Raw genomic sequence first — 18,686 nt, 5'->3', positions numbered from 1 at the left:
CGGGCCGTACAGACGAGGACTGGTCTCAACCATGGGTATCCGTAAGTACAAGCCGACGACGCCGGGCCGACGCGGCTCGTCCGTCGCCGACTTCGTCGAGGTCACGCGGTCCACGCCGGAGAAGTCGCTGGTGCGTCCCCTCCCCAAGACGGGCGGGCGCAACAGCAACGGCCGGATCACGACGCGGCACCACGGCGGCGGGCACAAGCGCGCCTACCGGGTGATCGACTTCCGTCGTGCCGACAAGGACGGCGTGCCGGCGAAGGTCGCGCACATCGAGTACGACCCCAACCGCACGGCACGCATCGCGCTCCTGCACTACGTGGACGGCGAGAAGCGCTACATCGTGGCGCCGAACCGCCTCCGCCAGGGCGACACGGTGGAGAACGGCCCGGGCGCGGACATCCGCCCCGGCAGCAACCTGCCGCTGCGCAACATCCCGGTCGGCACGGTGATCCACGCCATCGAGCTGCGGCCCGGCGGCGGTGCCAAGATCGCCCGCTCGGCCGGCACCTCGGTGCAGCTCGTCGCCCGCGAGGGCGCCACGGCCCAGCTGCGCATGCCCTCCGGCGAGATCCGGAACGTCGACGTGCGCTGCCGCGCCACGATCGGCGAGGTCGGCAACGCCGAGCAGTCGAACATCAACTGGGGCAAGGCCGGCCGCATGCGCTGGAAGGGCCGTCGTCCCACCGTCCGCGGTGTCGCGATGAACCCGGTCGACCACCCGCACGGTGGTGGTGAGGGCAAGACGTCCGGTGGTCGTCACCCGGTGAGCCCGTGGGGCCAGCCCGAGGGCCGTACCCGGCGTCCGGGCAAGCCCAGCGACAAGCAGATCGTCCGCCGGCGCCGTACCGGCAAGAAGCGCTGAGGAGACCGGACATGCCGCGCAGCCTGAAGAAGGGCCCCTTCGTCGACGACCACCTCCAGAAGAAGGTGGACGTCCAGAACGAGAAGGGCACCAAGAACCTCATCAAGACCTGGTCCCGGCGCTCCGTCGTCACCCCGGACTTCCTGGGCCACACCTTCGCCGTCCACGACGGCCGCAAGCACGTCCCGGTCTTCGTCACCGAGGCGATGGTCGGTCACAAGCTCGGGGAGTTCGCGCCCACGCGGACCTTCCGCGGCCACGTGAAGGACGACCGGAAGGGCCGTCGCCGCTGACCTCCGGGTCGGCAGCGGCAGCACCTCACCGGAAGAGCACAGGAAGAGAAGGCAGGACAGCGATGGAAGCCATGGCGAAGGCGCGCTTCGTGCGCGTCACGCCCCAGAAGGCCCGACGCGTCGTCGACCTCGTCCGTGGCAAGCGGGCGGAGGACGCCCTGGCCGTGCTGGCGTTCGCGCCGCAGGCGGCGAGCGAGCCGGTGCGCAAGGTCGTGCAGAGCGCGATCGCCAACGCACGGGTCAAGGCGGGCGAGGCGGGCGAGGCCTTCGACGAGCGCAGGATGGTCGTCCAGGCCGCCTACGTCGACGAGGGCCCGACGCTCAAGCGGTTCCGCCCGCGCGCCCAGGGGCGCGCGGCGCGCATCAACAAGCGCACCAGCCACATCACCGTGGTGGTCGCGCCGGCGCCGGAGCGCGCCGCCACGTCGACGAGGGGGAGGAGCTCCTAGTGGGCCAGAAGGTCAACCCGCACGGCTTCCGCCTGGGCATCACGACGGAGCACCGCTCGCGGTGGTTCGCCGACTCCACGAAGTCCGGCCAGCGCTACTCGGACTACGTCGGCGAGGACGTCTCCATCCGCAAGCTCATGTCCACGGGCATGGAGCGCGCCGGCATCGCCAAGGTCGACATCGAGCGCACCCGCGACCGCGTCCGGGTGGACATCCACACGGCGCGCCCGGGCATCGTCATCGGCCGCCGTGGCGCCGAGGCGGACCGTCTGCGCGGCGAGCTCGAGAAGCTCACCGGCAAGCAGGTCCAGCTCAACATCCTCGAGGTCAAGAACCCCGAGACCGACGCCCAGCTCGTCGCGCAGGGCATCGCCGAGCAGCTCGCGAGCCGCGTGGCCTGGCGCCGCGCGATGCGCAAGGGCATGCAGACGGCCTCCCGCGCCGGCGCCAAGGGGATCCGGGTGCAGTGCTCCGGTCGCCTCGGCGGCGCGGAGATGAGCCGCTCGGAGTTCTACCGCGAGGGCCGCGTGCCCCTGCACACGCTCCGCGCCAACATCGACTACGGCTTCTACGAGGCCAAGACGACCTTCGGACGCATCGGCGTCAAGGTGTGGGTCTACAAGGGCGACATGACGAGCCGCGAGCTCGCCGCCCAGCAGGCCAACGCCCCGCGCGGTCCGCGTGGCCCGCGTGCCGAGCGCCCGGCCCGCGGCCGTCGTCCCGGCGGCGACGCCCCCCAGGGCGCCCCGGCGGGCGACGCGGCCACCGCGCCGCAGGCCGTCGCGACCCCCGGATCGGAGGGCTGACCCGTGCTGGTCCCCCGCAGGCTCAAGCACCGCAAGCAGCACCACCCGCGCCGCACCGGCGTGGCGAAGGGCGGCACGAGCATCGCCTTCGGCGACTACGGCATCCAGGCGCTCGAGCCGGCGTACGTCACCAACCGGCAGATCGAGTCGGCGCGTATCGCCATGACGCGGTACATGAAGCGTGGCGGGAAGGTGTGGATCAACATCTACCCGGACCGTCCGCTGACGAAGAAGCCCGCCGAGACCCGCATGGGCTCCGGCAAGGGCTCGCCCGAGTGGTGGGTGGCGAACGTCCACCCGGGCCGCATGATGTTCGAGATCTCCGGCGTGGACGAGCCCACCGCCCGCGAGGCGATGCGGCTCGCGATCCACAAGCTGCCGATGAAGTGCCGTTTCGTGGCGCGCGAGGGGAGTGAGGTCTGATGGCCGTCGGCAGCGAGGACCTGGCTCCCGCGAAGCTGCGGGACAAGGGTGGCGAGGAGCTCCTCGAGGAGCTCCGCCGCGCCAAGGAGGAGCTCTTCAACCTCCGCTTCCAGTCGGCCACCGGCCAGCTGGAGAACCACACCCGGCTGCGCGCCGTCCGTCGTGACATCGCGCGCATCTACACGGTGATGCGCGAGCAGGAGCTGGGCATCACCGCCGCGCCGACGCCCGGCGAGAAGTGAGGCCCGACGTGAGCGAGGACGCCGTGAGCACCGACACCCAGAGCACCGACGCGGGGGACGCGCAGCAGCGCGGCTACCGCAAGACGCGCCTCGGCGTGGTCACCAGCGACAAGATGGACAAGACCGTCGTCGTCGTCGTCGAGGACCGCGTCAAGCACCCGCTGTACGGCAAGGTCATCCGCCGCACCAGCAAGGTCAAGGCGCACGACGAGACCAACGCCGTCGGCGTGGGCGACCGCGTGCGGATCGCCGAGACGCGACCGCTGTCGGCCACCAAGCGCTGGCGCGTCGTCGAGGTGCTCGAGAAGGCCGTCTGAGGCCCCGGGCCCTCACCGGGCCCGCCGGCCCCCTCCCCGCCGGGAGCGGGGCCGGCACCCACGCACGACCCAGGAAGAGTCCGTTCCGCCAGGCTCGCGACGAGAACCGGCGCGACGACAGGAGTGCAGAACAGTGATCCAGCAGGAGTCGCGGCTCAAGGTCGCCGACAACACGGGTGCCAAGGAGATCCTCTGCATCCGGGTGCTCGGCGGCTCCGGCCGTCGGTACGCCGGCATCGGGGACGTCATCGTGGCGACCGTCAAGGACGCCATCCCCGGCGGCAACGTGAAGAGGGGCGAGGTCGTCAAGGCGGTCGTCGTCCGCACCCGCAAGGAGCGCCGTCGTCCCGACGGCTCCTACATCCGCTTCGACGAGAACGCGGCCGTCATCCTCAAGGCCGACGGCGACCCGCGTGGGACGCGCATCTTCGGCCCGGTGGGCCGCGAGCTGCGCGACAAGAAGTTCATGCGGATCGTCTCGCTCGCCCCGGAGGTGCTCTGACATGACGAAGCCCAAGATCAAGATCAAGAAGGGCGACCTGGTCCAGGTCATCTCCGGCGCCACGCAGGCGCGCGGGGGCGACCGCGGCAAGCAGGGTCGCGTCATCGCGGTGTACCCCGAGCGCCAGCGCGTGCTGGTCGAGGGCGTCAACCGCGTCACCAAGCACGTGAAGGCCGGCACCGGGCGCGGCACCGGCGGTCGCGAGACCGTCGAGTCGCCCCTGCACATCAGCAACGTGCAGATCGTCGACCCGGAGACGGGTCGCCCGACCCGCGTCGGCGTGCGCACCGAGACGACCGAGCGCGACGGCCGCACCGTCACCACGCGGGTCCGCGTGGCCAAGCGCTCCGGCAAGGACATCGCATGAGTGAGACGACCCAGCAGGACGCCGGCGTGACCGAGGCCAGCGGTGCGCCGATGCCGCGCCTCAAGGCGCGGTACCGCTCCGACGTGGCGCCGGCCCTGCGCGAGCAGTTCGGCTTCGCCAACGTCATGCAGGTGCCCGGCCTCGTCAAGGTCGTCGTCAACATGGGCGTGGGTGACGCGGCCCGCGACTCCAAGCTCATCGACGGCGCCGTCCGCGACCTGACCACGATCACGGGTCAGAAGCCGCAGGTCACGAAGGCCCGCAAGTCGATCGCCCAGTTCAAGCTGCGCGAGGGCATGCCGATCGGCTGCCACACGACGCTGCGCGGCGACCGCATGTGGGAGTTCGTCGACCGGCTCGTGTCGCTCGCGCTGCCCCGCATCCGCGACTTCCGCGGCCTGTCGCCGAAGCAGTTCGACGGCCGGGGCAACTACACGTTCGGCCTCACGGAGCAGTCGATGTTCCACGAGATCGACCAGGACCGGATCGACCGGGTCCGGGGCATGGACGTCACGGTCGTCACGACCGCGCGCACCGACGACGAGGGCCGTGCGCTGCTGCGTCAGCTCGGCTTCCCCTTCAAGGAGGACTGACATGGCGAAGACCGCCCTCATCAACAAGGCCGCCCGCAAGCCGAAGTTCGGCGTCCGCGCCTACACGCGCTGCCAGCGCTGCGGCCGGCCCCACTCGGTCTACCGCAAGTTCGGCCTGTGCCGGATCTGCCTGCGCGAGATGGCGCACCGCGGCGAGCTGCCCGGCATCACGAAGAGCTCCTGGTGAGCCCCCGCCCCCGGCCCTGAGCCGGGGGCACCCAACACGAGCAAGTTCCAGCAGAAGCGCCGGGTCACCGTGCCCGGCACGACCGCCTCAGGTCCCTCCCCGCCGCGTCGGGGAGCGGAAACCGAGGTGAGGAAGGGCGGACGAGCCCGATGACGATGACCGACCCGATCGCGGACATGCTCACGCGTGTGCGGAACGCCAACTCGGCGTACCACGACGACGTGACCATGCCCTACAGCAAGCTCAAGCAGCGCATCGCCGAGATCCTCCAGGCCGAGGGCTACATCGCCGGCTGGGACGTCGAGGACGCCGAGGTGGGCCGCAAGCTCACCATCCAGCTGAAGTTCGGCCCCAACCGCGAGCGCTCCATCGCCGGGGTCCGCCGGGTCAGCAAGCCCGGCCTGCGCGTCTACGCCAAGTCCACGAACCTCCCGCGCGTGCTCGGCGGCCTCGGCGTGGCGATCCTGTCCACGTCCTCCGGCCTCCTCACGGACCGGCAGGCCAAGCAGCAGGGCGTGGGCGGGGAAGTCCTCGCCTACGTCTGGTGAGGGAGAAGATCTCATGTCTCGCATCGGCAGGCTCCCGATCGACGTCCCCGCGGGCGTCGACGTCAGCATCGACGGCCAGGACGTCGTGGTGAAGGGCCCCCGCGGCACCCTCGCCCACACCGTGCCCGGCCCCATCGGCGTGGAGCGCGGCGAGTCCGGCGCGCTCCAGGTCACCCGCCCCGACGACGAGCGGACCAACCGGGCGCTGCACGGGCTCACCCGCTCGCTCATCGCCAACATGGTCACGGGCGTCACCTCGGGCTACGAGAAGAAGCTCGAGATCGTCGGCACCGGCTACCGCGTGCAGGCCAAGGGCGGCTCGCTCGAGTTCGCGCTCGGCTTCAGCCACCCGGTCGTCATCACCGCGCCGGAGGGCATCACCTTCCAGGTGGAGGCGCCCACGCGCTTCTCCGTGCAGGGGATCGACAAGCAGCTGGTCGGCGAGGTCTCGGCCAACATCCGCAAGCTCCGCAAGCCCGACCCGTACAAGGGCAAGGGCGTCCGCTACGCGGGCGAGCAGGTCCGACGCAAGGTCGGAAAGGCAGGTAAGTGATGGCTCGCAGGTCCTCCTACCGCGGGGTCACGGCGATCAAGGGCACCGGTACCACCGCTGCCCGCAACCGCCGCCACCTGCGCGTCCGCAAGAAGGTCTCCGGCACGGCGGTGCGCCCGCGCCTCGTCGTCAACCGCTCGACCCGGCACATGTTCGTGCAGGTCGTCGACGACACGGTCGGCCGCACGCTGGCCAGCGCGTCCACCATGGAGGCCGACCTCCGCGTCTCCGACGGCGACAAGACGGCCAAGGCCCGTCGTGTCGGCGAGCTCGTCGCCGAGCGGGCCCGCGCGGCCGGCATCGAGGCCGTGGTCTTCGACCGCGGCGGCAACCGCTACCACGGCCGGGTGGCCGCCGTCGCCGACGGCGCCCGCGAGGGTGGCCTGGCCCTCTAGGGCCGGCTCCTCCAGCGCCTCACGACGTACCGAGAGAGAAGAGACCAGAACATGCCTGGACCCCAGCGCCGCGGCGCCGGTGCCGGCACGGGTGGCCCCGGCGGGAACGACCGCCGGGACCGTCGTGACGGCCGCCGGGGCGAGCCCGCGGACCGCAACCAGTTCCTCGAGCGCGTGGTGACCATCAACCGCGTCTCGAAGGTCGTCAAGGGCGGCCGCCGCTTCAGCTTCACCGCGCTCGTCGTCGTCGGGGACGGCGACGGCACGGTGGGCGTCGGCTACGGCAAGGCCAAGGAGGTGCCCGCGGCGATCGCCAAGGGCGTGGAGGAGGCGAAGAAGGCCTTCTTCCGCGTCCCGCGCGCCCAGGGCACCATCCCGCACCCCGTCACGGGCGAGGCCGCCGCCGGCGTCGTGCTCCTGCGTCCGGCGTCGCCGGGTACCGGTGTCATCGCCGGCGGCCCGGTGCGCGCCGTGCTCGAGTGCGCCGGCGTCCACGACGTCCTGTCGAAGTCGCTCGGCTCGAGCAACGCCATCAACATCGTCCACGCGACGGTGGCGGCGCTGCAGGGGCTCGAGCGCCCCGAGTCGGTCGCGGCCCGCCGCGGCAAGACCGTCGAGGAGGTCGCCCCGGCGGCCCTCGTCCGCGCGATGTCGGGGACGGCGTCCTGATGGCGCGCCTCAAGGTGACCCAGACCCGCTCGCCGATCGGCGGGAAGCAGAACCAGCGCGACACGCTGCGCAGCCTCGGCCTCAAGCGGATCGGGGACGTCGTCGTCAAGGACGACCGTCCCGAGTTCCGTGGCATGGTCACGACGGTCGCGCACCTCGTCACGCTCGAGGAGGTCGACTGACCATGGCTGACGACACCACCGGCACGCAGGGCGAGGCCCCGGCCCGCACCCTGCGCGTGCACCACCTGCGCCCGGCCCCCGGCGCCAAGACGGCGCGCACCCGCGTCGGCCGCGGCGAGGGCAGCAAGGGCAAGACGGCCGGCCGCGGCACCAAGGGCTCCAAGGCCCGGTACCAGGTCTCGGCCGCCTTCGAGGGTGGCCAGACCCCGCTGCACATGCGGCTGCCGAAGCTGCGCGGGTTCCACAACCCGTTCGGCACGACCTACCAGGTCGTCAACCTCGACCGGCTCTCCGAGCTGTTCCCCGAGGGCGGCACCGTGGGCGTGGCAGAGCTCGTCGCCGCCGGCGCCGTGCGCAAGAACCAGAAGGTCAAGGTCCTCGGCCAGGGCAGCGCGGACGTCGCGCTGCAGGTCACGGCCCACGCCTTCTCGGCCTCCGCGGTGGAGAAGATCGCCGCGGCGGGTGGGTCCACGACCACCCTCTGAGCACCTCCGACGCCCCGCCGCCCTCCTGGGCGGCGGGGCGTCGTGCATCCGGGTGGTGGTGCAGACCACCACGACCCGGGCGGGCCGTGCAGGCCCGGCACCCGATCCCGGGTAGTGTCCGACCGGCGCTGCCCCTCCCGGGTGCAGCCGACCTGACCGCACCGCCGCCCGCCGCCGTCGTCGGCGCGGCCCCGGCCGTCCGCCCGCCCCGGGCGATCTGGAGGACACGTGCTCAGCGCTCTCGGGCGGGCCTTCCGTACACCAGACCTCCGTCGCAAGCTGCTCTTCACCGCGGGGATCATGGCGATCTTCCGGCTGGGCTCCTTCGTCCCCGTGCCGGGCGTGAGCTACCAGAACGTGCAGCAGTGCCTCGCGTCCGCGCCGGAGTCGAACGACCTGCTGGGGCTGGTGAACCTCTTCAGCGGGGGAGCGCTGCTGCAGCTCTCGGTCTTCGCGCTCGGGATCATGCCGTACATCACCGCGAGCATCATCACGCAGCTGCTGACGGTCGTGATCCCCCGTTTCGAGGACCTCAAGAAGGAGGGCCAGCAGGGGCAGGCGAAGCTCACGCAGTACACGCGCTACCTGACCATCGCGCTGGCCGTGCTGCAGTCCTCGACCTACATCGCGGTGGCCCGCGCCGGCCAGCTGTTCCCCAACTGCGCCGCGGAGATCATCCCGGACGACTCCGTCGTCACCATCGTCCTCATGGTCATCACGATGACCGCGGGCACCGGCCTCATCATGTGGATGGGCGAGCTCATCACCGAGCGCGGCGTCGGCAACGGCATGTCGCTGCTCATCTTCACGTCCATCGCGGCGACGTTCCCGGGCCAGCTGTGGAGCATCGGGCTGTCGCGCGGCTGGGGCGTCCTCGCCGTCGTCGTGGCGGTCGGCCTCGTCATCGTGGCGCTCGTCGTCTTCGTCGAGCAGTCCCAGCGCCGGGTGCCGGTCCAGTACGCCAAGCGCATGGTCGGCCGCCGCATGTACGGCGGGACGAGCACCTACATCCCGATCAAGGTCAACATGGCCGGCGTCATCCCGGTCATCTTCGCCTCGTCGCTGCTCTACCTGCCCGCCCTCGTCGCGCAGTTCAACGACCAGAGCGCCGGCTGGGTGCAGTGGATCAACGCGAACCTCGTGACGGGCGACACGGCGATCTACATCGTCGTGTACATCCTGCTCATCATCTTCTTCACGTACTTCTACGTCGGGATCACGTTCAACCCGGACGAGGTCAGCGACAACATCAAGCGCGTCGGCGGCTTCATCCCCGGCGTGCGGGCGGGCCGGCCCACGGCCGAGTACCTCGACTACGTCCTCACGCGGATCACGCTGCCCGGCGCCATCTACCTCGGCTTCGTCGCGCTCATCCCGCTCGTGGCGCTCGTGCTCGTGGACGCCACGCAGAACTTCCCCTTCGGCGGCACGTCGATCCTCATCGTCGTCGGGGTCGGCCTCGAGACGGTGAAGCAGATCGAGTCGCAGCTGCAGCAGCGCACCTACGAGGGGTTCCTCCGATGAGGCTCGTGCTGCTCGGCCCGCCCGGGGCCGGCAAGGGCACGCAGGCCGCGCGGCTCGCCACCGAGCTCGCCGTGCCGGCGATCTCGACGGGCGACATCTTCCGCGCCAACGTCAGCGAGGGCACCGAGCTCGGGCGCGAGGCGCAGGCCTTCATGGACGCGGGGGAGTACGTCCCCGACACGGTGACGAACGCCATGGTCCGCGACCGCCTGGCCGCGGACGACGCCCGGGGCGGCTTCCTCCTCGACGGGTACCCGCGGACCACGGCCCAGGTGGCCGAGCTCGACCGGATGCTCGACGCGGACGGCAGCAGCCTGGACGCCGTCGTCGAGCTCACCGTCGACACCGACGAGGTGGTCAAGCGGCTCGCGCAGCGCGCCACGGAGCAGCACCGCTCCGACGACGGCGAGGCCGTGCAGCGGCACCGCCTGGAGGTCTACGCCGCGCAGACCGCACCCCTCGTCGACGTCTACGCCGGCCGGGGCCTGCTCCGCCCCGTCGACGGGCTCGGCGAGGTCGCCGAGGTCACCCGTCGCATCCTCGCGGCGCTCGGCCGGGGCTGACGCCGTGGGCCTGCTGCGCCGGGAGCGGGTCGAGCTGAAGACGGCCGACCAGGTCGTGCTCATGCGGGCCGCCGGCCTCGTCGTCGCGGACGCGCTGGACGCCGTCCGCGCGGCGCTGGCGCCGGGGACGACGACGGCCGAGCTGGACCGGGTGGCGCACGACGTCATCCGGGCGGCGGGCGCCGTCCCGTCCTTCCTCGGCTACCAGGGCTTCCCGGCCTCGCTGTGCGTCTCGGTCAACGAGGAGGTCGTCCACGGCATCCCGGGGGACCGGGTGCTCGTCGACGGAGACGTCGTGTCGGTGGACTGCGGCGCCGTCCTCGACGGCTGGCACGGCGACGCGGCCTTCAGCGCCGTGCTCGACACGGGGGCCGGCGCGGCCGACCCGGAGGACGTCGCCCTCGTCGCGGCCACCGAGGCCGCCATGTGGGCCGGCCTCGCCGCCCTCGCCGGGGCGCAGCGGCTGGGGGAGGTCGGCGCCGCCGTCGAGGACTCCCTCGACGGCCGGTACGGCGTGGTCGAGGGGTACGTCGGCCACGGGATCGGCACGGCCATGCACCAGCCGCCCGAGGTGCTCAACCACCGCACCCGTGACCGCGGCGCGCGCGTGCGGCCGGGCATGTGCCTGGCCGTGGAGCCGATGGTCACCCGCGGCACGGCGGACACCGACGTCCTCGCCGACGAGTGGACGGTCGTCACCACCGACGGCTCGCGGGCGGCGCACTGGGAGAGCACGGTCGCCGTCCACGACGGCGGGCTCTGGGTGCTGACCGCGCGCGACGGCGGCGTCGCGGGGCTCGCGCGGCACGGGGTCGTGCCGCAGCCGCTCGGCTGACCCGTCGCGCCGGTCGGGCCGCGGCCCGGGCACCGCGATTTCGTCGCACGGCCCGCCTCGCGTAGGCTGCCCCGTCGGTGCACGAGCGCGCTCGCACACCCATGTCCTCGCCCCGCGGCTGGTTCGGCGAGGACGGGCCCGGTCTCTCCCGGGCCGGGGTGCTCTCCCGCGCGCTGGGTCCGCACCGACGACCGGACACGAGAACTGCGACGGGGTGCGTCCGCGCGCCCGCACGAGCGGAGGGCAATGGCCAAGAAGGACGGGGTCATCGAGATCGAGGGCGCCGTGGTGGAGGCACTGCCGAACGCCATGTTCCGCGTGGAGCTGTCGAACGGCCACAAGGTCCTCGCCCACATCTCGGGGAAGATGCGCCAGCACTACATCCGGATCCTCCCCGAGGACCGCGTGGTGGTGGAGCTGAGCCCGTACGACCTCACCCGCGGCCGGATCGTCTACCGCTACAAGTGACCGTCGGCGGGCAGCCCGGCAGGCCCCGGCCGGCCGGCGCCCGAGCAGCACCCGGCACCGTGCCCCTCCCCGAGGGGCCGGTGCGCAGCAGCACCACCAGCCCCCACGAGTACCGACTGCCCCCGGCGCGGGGACGCGGTGGAGGACAGCCATGAAGGTCAAGCCGAGCGTCAAGAAGATCTGCGACAAGTGCAAGGTGATCCGCCGCAACGGCCGGGTCATGGTCATCTGCGACAACCTGCGTCACAAGCAGCGCCAGGGCTGAGCCCCGGCACGTCGCACCGGCTGCCGCACCCGCGGCCGCCGGACCGCAGCGTCCGACCCCCGCGCGAGCGGGACGTCACCCCCCGCCCGGAGGCGGGGGACCCGCCGGGAGGCGGGACGACGCTGCACCACACCTCCGGCAGAGCACCAGGAGCACCGCGATGGCACGCATCGTCGGCGTCGACCTCCCCCGCGACAAGCGGCTCGAGATCGCGCTCACGTACATCTTCGGCGTCGGGCGCACGCGCGCCCTCGAGACGCTGGCGGCGACGGGCATCAGCCCCGACCTGCGGGTGAAGGACATGTCCGAGGAGGACGCGGTCAAGCTCCGCGACCACATCGAGGGCACCTACCAGGTGGAGGGCGACCTCCGCCGCGAGGTGGCCGCCGACATCCGCCGCAAGGTCGAGATCGGCTGCTACGCGGGTCTGCGCCACCGCCGGGGCCTGCCGGTCCGCGGCCAGCGCACCAAGACCAACGCGCGCACCCGCAAGGGCCCCAAGCGCACGGTCGCCGGCAAGAAGAAGGTCGGCCGCAAGTAAGGCCGACCGGCCGGGCACCCGCCCGGCCGCGGCTCCCAGACCCCGACCGCGAGACCCCCGCGTGCCGCCAGGCGGCGCGAGCGGCGTCCCGGTCAGCTCGTCCCACGTCCAGGAGAGAACCAGCCCATGCCCCCCAAGACCAGGTCGGCCGGCGGCGCGCGCCGCACGCGCCGCAAGGAGAAGAAGAACGTCTCCTTCGGCCAGGCCCACATCAAGAGCACGTTCAACAACACCATCGTCTCGATCACGGACCCCACGGGTGCGGTGATCTCCTGGGCCTCCGCGGGCCAGGTCGGCTTCAAGGGCTCGCGCAAGTCGACGCCCTTCGCCGCGCAGATGGCCGCCGAGGCCGCCGCCCGCCGCGCGCAGGAGCACGGCATGCGCAAGGTCGACGTCTTCGTCAAGGGCCCGGGCTCGGGCCGCGAGACCGCCATCCGCTCCCTCCAGGCCACGGGCCTCGAGGTGGGCACCATCCAGGACGTGACGCCGCAGGCCCACAACGGCTGCCGCCCGTCCAAGCGCCGGCGCGTCTGACCGCGGCCCGCGAGCGAGAAGAGAGAGAGCACCCATGGCGCGTTACACCGGGCCCGACTGCAAGCGCTGCCGGCGCGAGAAGCAGAAGCTGTACCTGAAGGGCGCGAAGTGCGACTCGGGCAAGTGCCCGATCGAGATCCGCCCCTACCCGCCGGGCGAGCACGGCCGCGGCCGGACCAAGGACAGCGAGTACCTCATGCAGATGCGCGAGAAGCAGAAGTGCGCGCGCATCTACGGCGTCCTCGAGAAGCAGTTCCGCGGGTACTACGAGGAGGCGCAGAGCCGGTCCGGCCGGACCGGCGAGACCCTCCTCGAGATCCTCGAGCTGCGCCTGGACAACGTCGTGTACCGCGCGGGCTTCGCCAAGTCGCGCGACGCCGCCCGCCAGGCGGTGCGCCACGGACACATCCGGGTCAACGGCCAGAAGGTCGACATCCCCAGCTACCGCGTCTCGGCCCTCGACATCGTCGAGGTCCGCGAGAAGTCGCTGGAGATGACGCCGTTCGTCGTCGCCAAGGCCGAGCAGGAGGGCCGCACGGCCCCCGCGTGGCTCGAGGTCCAGGCCGACCGGATGCGTGCCCTCGTGCACGCCGTCCCGGCCCGCGGCGCGATCGACGTCCAGGTCCAGGAGCAGCTGATCGTCGAGTACTACTCCAAGTGACCTGACCCCCGGGCCGGTCCCCGCCTCTGCGCGGGGGCCGGCCCGCACCCGCGCCGCCCCTCCGGGCGGCGCGGTGCCCGGCGGGCCCGCGCCCACCCGCCACCCGAGCCGCGTGCCGGCTCGAGCCACCCCGGGGTCATATGGCGGACCCCGCGCCCGGAAGGAACCCCCGTGCTCATCGCACAGCGACCCACCCTGACCGAGGACCGCGTCGCCGACCGCCGCTCGCGGTTCACCATCGAGCCGCTCGAGCCCGGCTTCGGCTACACGCTCGGCAACAGCCTCCGCCGCACGCTGCTCTCGTCCATCCCGGGTGCGGCCGTCACGAGCATCCGCATCGACGGCGTGCTGCACGAGTTCTCCACGATCCCCGGGGTCAAGGAGGACGTCACCGAGATCATCCTCAACGTCAAGACGCTCGTCGTCTCCAGCGAGCACGACGAGCCCGTGACGATGTACCTCCGCAAGCAGGGCCCCGGCGCCGTCACGGCCGCCGACATCGCCCCGCCGGCGGGCGTCGAGGTCGCCGACACCGGCGTCCACATCGCGACGCTCGGCGAGGACGGTCGGCTCGACATGGAGCTGACGGTCGAGCGCGGCCGCGGCTACGTCTCCGCCGCCCAGAACAAGTCGGGCGACGCCGAGATCGGCCGCATCCCGGTCGACTCGATCTACTCGCCGGTGCTCAAGGTGACGTACAAGGTCGAGGCCACCCGCGTCGAGCAGCGCACCGACTTCGACCGCCTCGTGGTCGACGTCGAGACGAAGCCGTCGACGGTCCCCGCGGACGCCATGGCGTCGGCCGGTAAGACCCTCGTCGAGCTCTTCGGCCTGGCCCGCGAGCTCAACGTCGACGCCGAGGGCATCGACATGGGCCCGTCGCCGACCGACGCGGCCCTGGCCGCCGACCTGGCGCTGCCGATCGAGGACCTCGACCTCACGGTGCGCAGCTACAACTGCCTCAAGCGCGAGGGCATCCACTCGGTGGGCGAGCTCGTCGCCCGCAGCGAGGCCGACCTGCTGGACATCCGCAACTTCGGCGCGAAGTCCATCGACGAGGTCAAGGTCAAGCTGGGCACCATGGGCCTCCAGCTCAAGGACAGCCCGCCCGGGTTCGACCCGAGCGCCGCCATCGGCGCCTACGAGGAGGACGACGACGCCTCGTTCGCCGAGGACGAGCAGTACTGACCACCCGCCTGCCCGACTGAGCACCCGCACGAGGAGAAGTCATGCCCACCCCCACCAAGGGCCCGCGGCTCGGCGGCGGTCCGGCGCACGAGCGCCTGATCCTGGCCAACCTGGCCACGCAGCTGTTCGAGCACCGGAGCATCACCACCACGCAGGCCAAGGCCAAGCGGCTCCGCCCGTACGCCGAGCGCCTCATCACCTTCGCCAAGCGCGGCGACCTCGCCGCGCGCCGCCGCGTGATGACGCAGATCCGCGACAAGTCCGTCGTCCACGAGCTCTTCACCGACATCGCCCCGGCGATGGAGCTCCGCGAGGGCGGCTACACGCGGACCACGAAGATCGGCCCCCGCAAGGGCGACAACGCCCCCATGGTCGTCATCGAGCTGGTCACCGAGGCCGTCTCGGCCCGCCAGGACGTCGTCCGCGAGGCGACGGCCGCCACGGGCCGCTCGGCCCGTGACGAGGCCCGCGCGAGCGCGGCCGCGGCCGCCGGCGTCGGCGTGTCCGAGGTCGACGACGCGGACGCGGCGGCCCTGTCCGAGGCCCGCGCCGAGGACTCGGCCACCGAGGCCGAGGACAGGTCGCTGCGCGCCGACACCGAGGGTGCCGGCGACGCGACCGCCGACGCCGAGACCGCGGCGGACGACGCCGAGGTCCTCGCGCCGGGCTCGTCGGACGCGGTGGACGCCGACGCGGCGGCCGACGCCGCCGACGAGGTCACCACGGCCGCCGAGGACGCCGAGAAGGACGCGCGCAGCTGACCGCAGCCCGCGCCGAGGAGCCCGCCACCCCTGCCGGGGGTGGCGGGCTCCCGTCGTCCCCGGGGCCGGGCGACGCGGCGCCGGGGGACCCGCGGCGACGGGTGCGCCTGGACCTCGCCTACGACGGCCGCGGCTTCGCCGGGTGGGCCGCCCAGCCCGGGCTCCGGACGGTCGAGGGCGAGCTGTCGGCCGCGCTGGGCCGGGTGCTGCGGCAGGAGCCCCCCCGTCTCGTCGTGGCGGGACGGACGGACGCCGGGGTCTCGGCGCGGGGGCAGGTCGTCCACGTCGACGTCCCCGTCGCCGCCTGGGAGGCGCTGCCCGGCCGTGCGGCCGGCCGGCCCGACGCCCCGACCCCCGGCGCAGCCCTCCTCCGCCGCCTGGCGGGGGTGCTGGCCGACGACGTCGTCGTGCGGGGCGCCCGCCCGGCGCCCGAGGGCTTCGACGCCCGCTTCGGCGCGCTGAGCCGCCGCTACGCCTACCGCGTCGTCGACGACCCGTCCGTCCGGGACCCCCTGCGGCGCGGCGAGGTGCTCGTCGTGCGCGGGGCGCTCGACGTCGGCGCCATGGACCGCGCCCTGGCGCCGCTCGTCGGGGAGCACGACTGGCTGCCCTTCTGCCGGCCGCGGGAGGGTGCCAGCACCGTCCGCACGGTCCTGCGGCTGGGCTGGCGCCGGGACCCCGACGGCCTGGCCGTGGCGGACGTCGAGGCGGACGCCTTTTGCCACCACATGGTCCGCTCGCTCGTCGGCGCCTCGTTGGCCGTGGGGGAGGGCCGCCGCGACGAGGGGTGGCCCGCCCGGGTGCTCGCGGCGGGCGTGCGGGACCCCGCCGTCGCCGTCGCCCCGGCCACGGGGCTCGTCCTGGAGGAGGTCCGCTACCCCGCCGACGAGGAGCTGGCGGCGCAGGCGCGGCGTGCCCGCACCTGGCGCGGGGAGGGACCGGCGCCGGCCCGCCGTCCGCCGGGCGGGGGCGACGGCCCGGTGGCAGGGTCGGGGCATGAGCACGACACCTGACGAGTCCAGCGCCGTCGGCGACGACGTCTACCAGCCCGAGGTCGGCGACGGCCTGGGCGACACCGACATCACGCCCGAGTACGACGCGGACAACTCCCTCGACAAGACCCGCGACGCCATCCTCGACGAGGGGTACTCGCCGCCGGAGAAGCCGCGCGAGCTCGGGCGCTTCGGCGAGACGGCCGAGGAGCAGCGGCAGGGCGAGAGCCTCGACCAGCGCCTCGCCGAGGAGGTCCCCGACCCGGCCATGGCCGTGCCGGACCCCCTGGCGGAGGACCCGGGCCCCGTCCGGCTCGACGGCGAGATGTCGACCGGCGACGCCGACGACACGGTCGAGCCCCTGCCGGGGACCGAGGCCGACCTCGACACCGACGGCGAGCTGCTCGACGACCAGGTCGGCGACGCGCGGGCCGGCCGGCTCGTCGCCCCCTCGGGCGGCATCGGCCCGGACACGGAGAAGGACGAGGTGGCGAGCGACGTCGGGATCGACGGCGGCGCCGCGGGTGCCGAGGAGGCCGCCGTCCACGTCGTCGACGAGGACCGCCTCTGACCTCCCGACCGCCCCGCCGGTAGCCCCGGCGCAGCACCCGGTGTCCCCGGGACCCCCCTCACGGCGGGTCCCGGGGACACTCGTGCGCGTGGGTCATGTCGACGTGAGCAGGGTGGGGCTGCGGCTCCCGGACGGCAGGCCGCTCCTGCGGGACGTCTCCTTCCGTGTCGGCGAGGGCGCCACGGCGGCCCTCGTCGGGCCCAACGGCACGGGCAAGACGACGCTCCTGCGGCTCGTGGCGGGCGAGGTGACCCCCGACAGCGGGGCCGTGACCGGCTCGGGCGGCGTCGCCGTCCTCGCGCAGGACGTGGGCCGGGGCGGGCCCGGCGACGACCGGGTCGTGCGGGACCTCCTCGTGGCGACGTCGCCGCCCCGCCTGCGGGACGCGCTGCTCGAGCTCGACGCCGCCGAGCTCGCGCTCATGGAGGTCGACGACGAGCCGACGCAGCTCCGCTACGCGCAGGCCCTCGTCGACGCGGGCGACGCGGGCTCGTACGACGTCGAGGTCCACTGGGACGCCCTCACCCGCGCGGCCCTGGGGCTGCCGTACGACACGTGCCGGTGGCGCCCCCTCGCCACGCTCTCGGGCGGCCAGGCCAAGCGGCTGGCCGTCGAGGCCCTGCTGCAGGGGCCCGCCGAGGTGCTCGTGCTCGACGAGCCGGACAACAGCCTCGACGTGCCGGCGAAGCGCTGGCTCGAGGAGGTGCTCGTCGCGACGCCGAAGAGCGTGCTCTTCGTCAGCCACGACCGCGAGCTCCTCGCCCGCACCGCGACGCAGGTCGTCACGCTGGAGCCGGGGCCGGGCGGCGCCCGCTCGTGGACCCACGGCGGGGGCTTCGGCTCCTGGCACGAGGCCCGGGCGGCCCGGACCGCCCGGCTCGAGGAGCTGCGGCGGCGGTGGGACGAGGAGCACGCGCAGCTGCGCGCGCTCGTGCTCTCGCTCAAGCAGAAGGCGACCTTCAACGACGGGATGTCGTCGCGATACCAGGCGGCGCAGACCCGGCTGGCCCGCTTCGAGGACGAGGGGCCGCCGCCCGAGGCCCCCACGGCGCGGCCGCTCCGGCTGCGCCTCGCCGGCGGCCGCACGGGACGGCGCGCGGTCGTCCTCGAGCAGGTCGCCATCCCGGACCTCATGGCCCCGGCGGACCTCGAGGTCTGGTTCGGCGACCGGGTGGCGCTGCTCGGGCCCAACGGCTCGGGCAAGTCCCACCTCCTGCGGCTGCTCGCCGCCGGCGGCACCGACCCGGGACCCGAGCACGCCCCGGCGACCTCGGACGTCCCGGTGGGCGCGGTGCCCCACTCCGGGACCGCCCGCCTCGGTGCCCGCGTGCGGCCCGGGTGGTTCTCCCAGCGCGACCGCGGCGTCGGGCCGTCGGCCCCCGCGGGCGGCGGCCGGGCGGCCCGCGGGCCGACGCTGCTCGAGGTGCTCCACCGCGGCGACGGGGACCGCGCCGGCCTCGGGCGCGAGGCGGCGAGCCGGGCGCTGGACCGCTACGGCCTCGTCGCCGCGGCGGAGCAGACGACCGCCGAGCTCTCCGGCGGGCAGCGGGCCCGCTTCCGGGTCCTGCTGCTCGAGCTGTCCGGGGCGACGCTGCTCCTGCTCGACGAGCCGACCGACGACCTCGACCTCGAGTCCGCCGAGGCCCTGGAGGCGGCCCTCGCCGGCTTCGAGGGGACGGTGGTCGCCGTGACCCACGACCGGTGGTTCGCCCGGGGCTTCGACCGCTTCGTCGTGCTGGGCGCGGACGGCCGCCTCGTCGAGGTGCCCGAGCCGGTGTGGGAGGCCGGGGAGCCGTCGCCGGCCCGGTGACGGTGCCGGCCCGACCCGGCCGCCGGACCGCTTTTGACCCGCCCGGTGGGCTGCTCGTACAGTGGTCCGCGAGTTCCGGGTCGTGCCATGCCCT

The 18,686-nt window shown here is 73.5% G+C and carries 29 protein-coding genes and 1 pseudogene; all 30 read left to right on the top strand.

The window, feature by feature from the left end:
• Positions 1 to 31 precede the first annotated feature (31 nt).
• The gene (rplB, locus tag EDC03_RS09075; RefSeq protein WP_123379907.1) at positions 32 to 868 is read left to right on the top strand and encodes a 50S ribosomal protein L2; all 837 of its coding nucleotides are present in this window, start codon (positions 32 to 34) and stop codon (positions 866 to 868) included.
• Positions 869 to 879: 11 nt separating this feature from the next.
• Positions 880 to 1,161 (top strand): 30S ribosomal protein S19, encoded by a 282-nt coding sequence (gene rpsS / locus EDC03_RS09070; RefSeq protein ID WP_123379906.1) that lies wholly within the window; start codon positions 880 to 882, stop codon positions 1,159 to 1,161.
• Positions 1,162 to 1,223: 62 nt separating this feature from the next.
• The gene (gene rplV, locus EDC03_RS09065) at positions 1,224 to 1,610 is read left to right on the top strand and encodes a 50S ribosomal protein L22 (RefSeq protein ID WP_123379905.1); all 387 of its coding nucleotides are present in this window, start codon (positions 1,224 to 1,226) and stop codon (positions 1,608 to 1,610) included.
• The gene (rpsC, locus tag EDC03_RS09060; protein WP_123379904.1) at positions 1,610 to 2,416 is read left to right on the top strand and encodes a 30S ribosomal protein S3; all 807 of its coding nucleotides are present in this window, start codon (positions 1,610 to 1,612) and stop codon (positions 2,414 to 2,416) included. The genes rplV and rpsC overlap by 1 nt, the downstream gene beginning before the upstream one ends.
• Before the next feature lie 3 nt (positions 2,417 to 2,419).
• Complete coding sequence (rplP, locus tag EDC03_RS09055) at positions 2,420 to 2,839, top strand: 50S ribosomal protein L16 (protein ID WP_123379903.1); 420 nt, start codon at positions 2,420 to 2,422, stop codon at positions 2,837 to 2,839.
• A pseudogene (rpmC, locus tag EDC03_RS09050) lies at positions 2,839 to 3,057 on the top strand (50S ribosomal protein L29); the annotation flags it as partial. The gene rplP and the pseudogene rpmC, both read left to right, overlap by 1 nt.
• Positions 3,058 to 3,104: 47 nt before the next feature.
• The gene (gene rpsQ, locus EDC03_RS09045) at positions 3,105 to 3,398 is read left to right on the top strand and encodes a 30S ribosomal protein S17 (RefSeq protein ID WP_277872072.1); all 294 of its coding nucleotides are present in this window, start codon (positions 3,105 to 3,107) and stop codon (positions 3,396 to 3,398) included.
• Between the two features lie 133 nt (positions 3,399 to 3,531).
• A complete protein-coding gene (rplN, locus tag EDC03_RS09040) occupies positions 3,532 to 3,900 on the top strand; it encodes a 50S ribosomal protein L14 (RefSeq protein ID WP_123379900.1) in 369 nt (122 codons plus the stop codon).
• A gap of 1 nt (position 3,901) precedes the next feature.
• Positions 3,902 to 4,267 carry a 50S ribosomal protein L24 gene (rplX, locus tag EDC03_RS09035; RefSeq protein ID WP_123379899.1) on the top strand — a complete coding sequence of 122 codons (366 nt, stop codon included), beginning with the start codon at positions 3,902 to 3,904 and terminating at the stop codon, positions 4,265 to 4,267.
• Positions 4,268 to 4,317: 50 nt separating this feature from the next.
• Positions 4,318 to 4,860: a 50S ribosomal protein L5 gene (gene rplE / locus EDC03_RS09030; protein WP_123380092.1), complete on the top strand. Its 543-nt coding sequence runs from the start codon at positions 4,318 to 4,320 to the stop codon at positions 4,858 to 4,860.
• A gap of 1 nt (position 4,861) precedes the next feature.
• Positions 4,862 to 5,047: a type Z 30S ribosomal protein S14 gene (locus EDC03_RS09025; RefSeq protein WP_123379898.1), complete on the top strand. Its 186-nt coding sequence runs from the start codon at positions 4,862 to 4,864 to the stop codon at positions 5,045 to 5,047.
• Between the two features lie 149 nt (positions 5,048 to 5,196).
• Complete coding sequence (gene rpsH / locus EDC03_RS09020; protein ID WP_123379897.1) at positions 5,197 to 5,595, top strand: 30S ribosomal protein S8; 399 nt, start codon at positions 5,197 to 5,199, stop codon at positions 5,593 to 5,595.
• Positions 5,596 to 5,608: 13 nt separating this feature from the next.
• The gene (gene rplF, locus EDC03_RS09015) at positions 5,609 to 6,148 is read left to right on the top strand and encodes a 50S ribosomal protein L6 (protein ID WP_123379896.1); all 540 of its coding nucleotides are present in this window, start codon (positions 5,609 to 5,611) and stop codon (positions 6,146 to 6,148) included.
• Positions 6,148 to 6,543 (top strand): 50S ribosomal protein L18, encoded by a 396-nt coding sequence (gene rplR, locus EDC03_RS09010; protein WP_123380091.1) that lies wholly within the window; start codon positions 6,148 to 6,150, stop codon positions 6,541 to 6,543. Before rplF ends, rplR begins: the two co-directional genes overlap by 1 nt.
• 51 nt (positions 6,544 to 6,594) lie before the next feature.
• Positions 6,595 to 7,212: a 30S ribosomal protein S5 gene (rpsE, locus tag EDC03_RS09005; protein ID WP_123379895.1), complete on the top strand. Its 618-nt coding sequence runs from the start codon at positions 6,595 to 6,597 to the stop codon at positions 7,210 to 7,212.
• Positions 7,212 to 7,394, top strand: coding sequence for a 50S ribosomal protein L30 (gene rpmD / locus EDC03_RS09000; protein WP_123379894.1), 183 nt, complete (start codon positions 7,212 to 7,214; stop codon positions 7,392 to 7,394). The genes rpsE and rpmD overlap by 1 nt, the downstream gene beginning before the upstream one ends.
• A gap of 2 nt (positions 7,395 to 7,396) precedes the next feature.
• Positions 7,397 to 7,879 (top strand): 50S ribosomal protein L15, encoded by a 483-nt coding sequence (gene rplO / locus EDC03_RS08995; protein ID WP_123379893.1) that lies wholly within the window; start codon positions 7,397 to 7,399, stop codon positions 7,877 to 7,879.
• Between the two features lie 228 nt (positions 7,880 to 8,107).
• Entirely contained in the window at positions 8,108 to 9,403 is a 1,296-nt protein-coding gene (gene secY / locus EDC03_RS08990) for a preprotein translocase subunit SecY (RefSeq protein WP_123379892.1), read from the top strand.
• The gene (locus tag EDC03_RS08985; protein ID WP_123379891.1) at positions 9,400 to 9,966 is read left to right on the top strand and encodes an adenylate kinase; all 567 of its coding nucleotides are present in this window, start codon (positions 9,400 to 9,402) and stop codon (positions 9,964 to 9,966) included. The genes secY and EDC03_RS08985 overlap by 4 nt, the downstream gene beginning before the upstream one ends.
• 10 nt (positions 9,967 to 9,976) lie before the next feature.
• Positions 9,977 to 10,801 carry a type I methionyl aminopeptidase gene (gene map / locus EDC03_RS08980; RefSeq protein WP_123380090.1) on the top strand — a complete coding sequence of 275 codons (825 nt, stop codon included), beginning with the start codon at positions 9,977 to 9,979 and terminating at the stop codon, positions 10,799 to 10,801.
• A 246-nt stretch (positions 10,802 to 11,047) separates the two neighbouring features.
• Positions 11,048 to 11,269: a translation initiation factor IF-1 gene (infA, locus tag EDC03_RS08975; protein ID WP_123379890.1), complete on the top strand. Its 222-nt coding sequence runs from the start codon at positions 11,048 to 11,050 to the stop codon at positions 11,267 to 11,269.
• Positions 11,270 to 11,420: 151 nt separating this feature from the next.
• Positions 11,421 to 11,534, top strand: a complete 114-nt coding sequence (gene rpmJ / locus EDC03_RS08970; RefSeq protein ID WP_030903823.1) for a 50S ribosomal protein L36 — start codon at positions 11,421 to 11,423, stop codon at positions 11,532 to 11,534.
• Positions 11,535 to 11,694: 160 nt separating this feature from the next.
• Complete coding sequence (rpsM, locus tag EDC03_RS08965; protein ID WP_123379889.1) at positions 11,695 to 12,075, top strand: 30S ribosomal protein S13; 381 nt, start codon at positions 11,695 to 11,697, stop codon at positions 12,073 to 12,075.
• A 126-nt stretch (positions 12,076 to 12,201) separates the two neighbouring features.
• Positions 12,202 to 12,609, top strand: a complete 408-nt coding sequence (rpsK, locus tag EDC03_RS08960; protein ID WP_123379888.1) for a 30S ribosomal protein S11 — start codon at positions 12,202 to 12,204, stop codon at positions 12,607 to 12,609.
• Positions 12,610 to 12,643: 34 nt separating this feature from the next.
• Positions 12,644 to 13,270, top strand: a complete 627-nt coding sequence (gene rpsD, locus EDC03_RS08955; protein WP_123379887.1) for a 30S ribosomal protein S4 — start codon at positions 12,644 to 12,646, stop codon at positions 13,268 to 13,270.
• 171 nt (positions 13,271 to 13,441) lie between these two features.
• Positions 13,442 to 14,458 carry a DNA-directed RNA polymerase subunit alpha gene (locus EDC03_RS08950; protein ID WP_123379886.1) on the top strand — a complete coding sequence of 339 codons (1,017 nt, stop codon included), beginning with the start codon at positions 13,442 to 13,444 and terminating at the stop codon, positions 14,456 to 14,458.
• A 41-nt stretch (positions 14,459 to 14,499) separates the two neighbouring features.
• The gene (gene rplQ, locus EDC03_RS18505) at positions 14,500 to 15,219 is read left to right on the top strand and encodes a 50S ribosomal protein L17 (protein ID WP_123379885.1); all 720 of its coding nucleotides are present in this window, start codon (positions 14,500 to 14,502) and stop codon (positions 15,217 to 15,219) included.
• A gap of 101 nt (positions 15,220 to 15,320) precedes the next feature.
• On the top strand, positions 15,321 to 16,232 hold the full coding sequence (locus EDC03_RS08940; protein WP_241967114.1) for a tRNA pseudouridine synthase A: 912 nt from the start codon (positions 15,321 to 15,323) through the stop codon (positions 16,230 to 16,232).
• The gene (locus tag EDC03_RS08935) at positions 16,216 to 16,782 is read left to right on the top strand and encodes a DUF5709 domain-containing protein (RefSeq protein WP_123379883.1); all 567 of its coding nucleotides are present in this window, start codon (positions 16,216 to 16,218) and stop codon (positions 16,780 to 16,782) included. The genes EDC03_RS08940 and EDC03_RS08935 overlap by 17 nt, the downstream gene beginning before the upstream one ends.
• Before the next feature lie 88 nt (positions 16,783 to 16,870).
• On the top strand, positions 16,871 to 18,592 hold the full coding sequence (locus EDC03_RS08930) for an ABC-F family ATP-binding cassette domain-containing protein (RefSeq protein ID WP_123379882.1): 1,722 nt from the start codon (positions 16,871 to 16,873) through the stop codon (positions 18,590 to 18,592).
• Positions 18,593 to 18,686 lie beyond the last annotated feature (94 nt).

Origin of the sequence: Pseudokineococcus lusitanus (assembly GCF_003751265.1) — a bacterium.
GTDB lineage: Bacteria > Actinomycetota > Actinomycetes > Actinomycetales > Quadrisphaeraceae > Pseudokineococcus > Pseudokineococcus lusitanus.
The sequence above is the reverse complement of the archived record's forward strand: the minus strand, read 5'-3'. Positions and strand labels throughout refer to the sequence as shown.

What these genes read in the sequence shown, in the direction of transcription:
- rplB (WP_123379907.1), top strand. Translation starts at nt 32, where the DNA reads ATGGGTATCCGTAAGTACAAGCCGACGACGCCGGGCCGACGCGGCTCG.
- rpsS (WP_123379906.1), top strand. Translation starts at nt 880, where the DNA reads ATGCCGCGCAGCCTGAAGAAGGGCCCCTTCGTCGACGACCACCTCCAG.
- rplV (WP_123379905.1), top strand. Translation starts at nt 1,224, where the DNA reads ATGGAAGCCATGGCGAAGGCGCGCTTCGTGCGCGTCACGCCCCAGAAG.
- rplX (WP_123379899.1), top strand. Translation starts at nt 3,902, where the DNA reads ATGACGAAGCCCAAGATCAAGATCAAGAAGGGCGACCTGGTCCAGGTC.
- rplE (WP_123380092.1), top strand. Translation starts at nt 4,318, where the DNA reads ATGCCGCGCCTCAAGGCGCGGTACCGCTCCGACGTGGCGCCGGCCCTG.
- EDC03_RS09025 (WP_123379898.1), top strand. Translation starts at nt 4,862, where the DNA reads ATGGCGAAGACCGCCCTCATCAACAAGGCCGCCCGCAAGCCGAAGTTC.
- rpsH (WP_123379897.1), top strand. Translation starts at nt 5,197, where the DNA reads ATGACGATGACCGACCCGATCGCGGACATGCTCACGCGTGTGCGGAAC.
- rplF (WP_123379896.1), top strand. Translation starts at nt 5,609, where the DNA reads ATGTCTCGCATCGGCAGGCTCCCGATCGACGTCCCCGCGGGCGTCGAC.
- rplR (WP_123380091.1), top strand. Translation starts at nt 6,148, where the DNA reads ATGGCTCGCAGGTCCTCCTACCGCGGGGTCACGGCGATCAAGGGCACC.
- rpsE (WP_123379895.1), top strand. Translation starts at nt 6,595, where the DNA reads ATGCCTGGACCCCAGCGCCGCGGCGCCGGTGCCGGCACGGGTGGCCCC.
- rpmD (WP_123379894.1), top strand. Translation starts at nt 7,212, where the DNA reads ATGGCGCGCCTCAAGGTGACCCAGACCCGCTCGCCGATCGGCGGGAAG.
- rplO (WP_123379893.1), top strand. Translation starts at nt 7,397, where the DNA reads ATGGCTGACGACACCACCGGCACGCAGGGCGAGGCCCCGGCCCGCACC.
- EDC03_RS08985 (WP_123379891.1), top strand. Translation starts at nt 9,400, where the DNA reads ATGAGGCTCGTGCTGCTCGGCCCGCCCGGGGCCGGCAAGGGCACGCAG.
- infA (WP_123379890.1), top strand. Translation starts at nt 11,048, where the DNA reads ATGGCCAAGAAGGACGGGGTCATCGAGATCGAGGGCGCCGTGGTGGAG.
- rpmJ (WP_030903823.1), top strand. Translation starts at nt 11,421, where the DNA reads ATGAAGGTCAAGCCGAGCGTCAAGAAGATCTGCGACAAGTGCAAGGTG.
- rpsM (WP_123379889.1), top strand. Translation starts at nt 11,695, where the DNA reads ATGGCACGCATCGTCGGCGTCGACCTCCCCCGCGACAAGCGGCTCGAG.
- rpsK (WP_123379888.1), top strand. Translation starts at nt 12,202, where the DNA reads ATGCCCCCCAAGACCAGGTCGGCCGGCGGCGCGCGCCGCACGCGCCGC.
- rpsD (WP_123379887.1), top strand. Translation starts at nt 12,644, where the DNA reads ATGGCGCGTTACACCGGGCCCGACTGCAAGCGCTGCCGGCGCGAGAAG.
- rplQ (WP_123379885.1), top strand. Translation starts at nt 14,500, where the DNA reads ATGCCCACCCCCACCAAGGGCCCGCGGCTCGGCGGCGGTCCGGCGCAC.
- EDC03_RS08935 (WP_123379883.1), top strand. Translation starts at nt 16,216, where the DNA reads ATGAGCACGACACCTGACGAGTCCAGCGCCGTCGGCGACGACGTCTAC.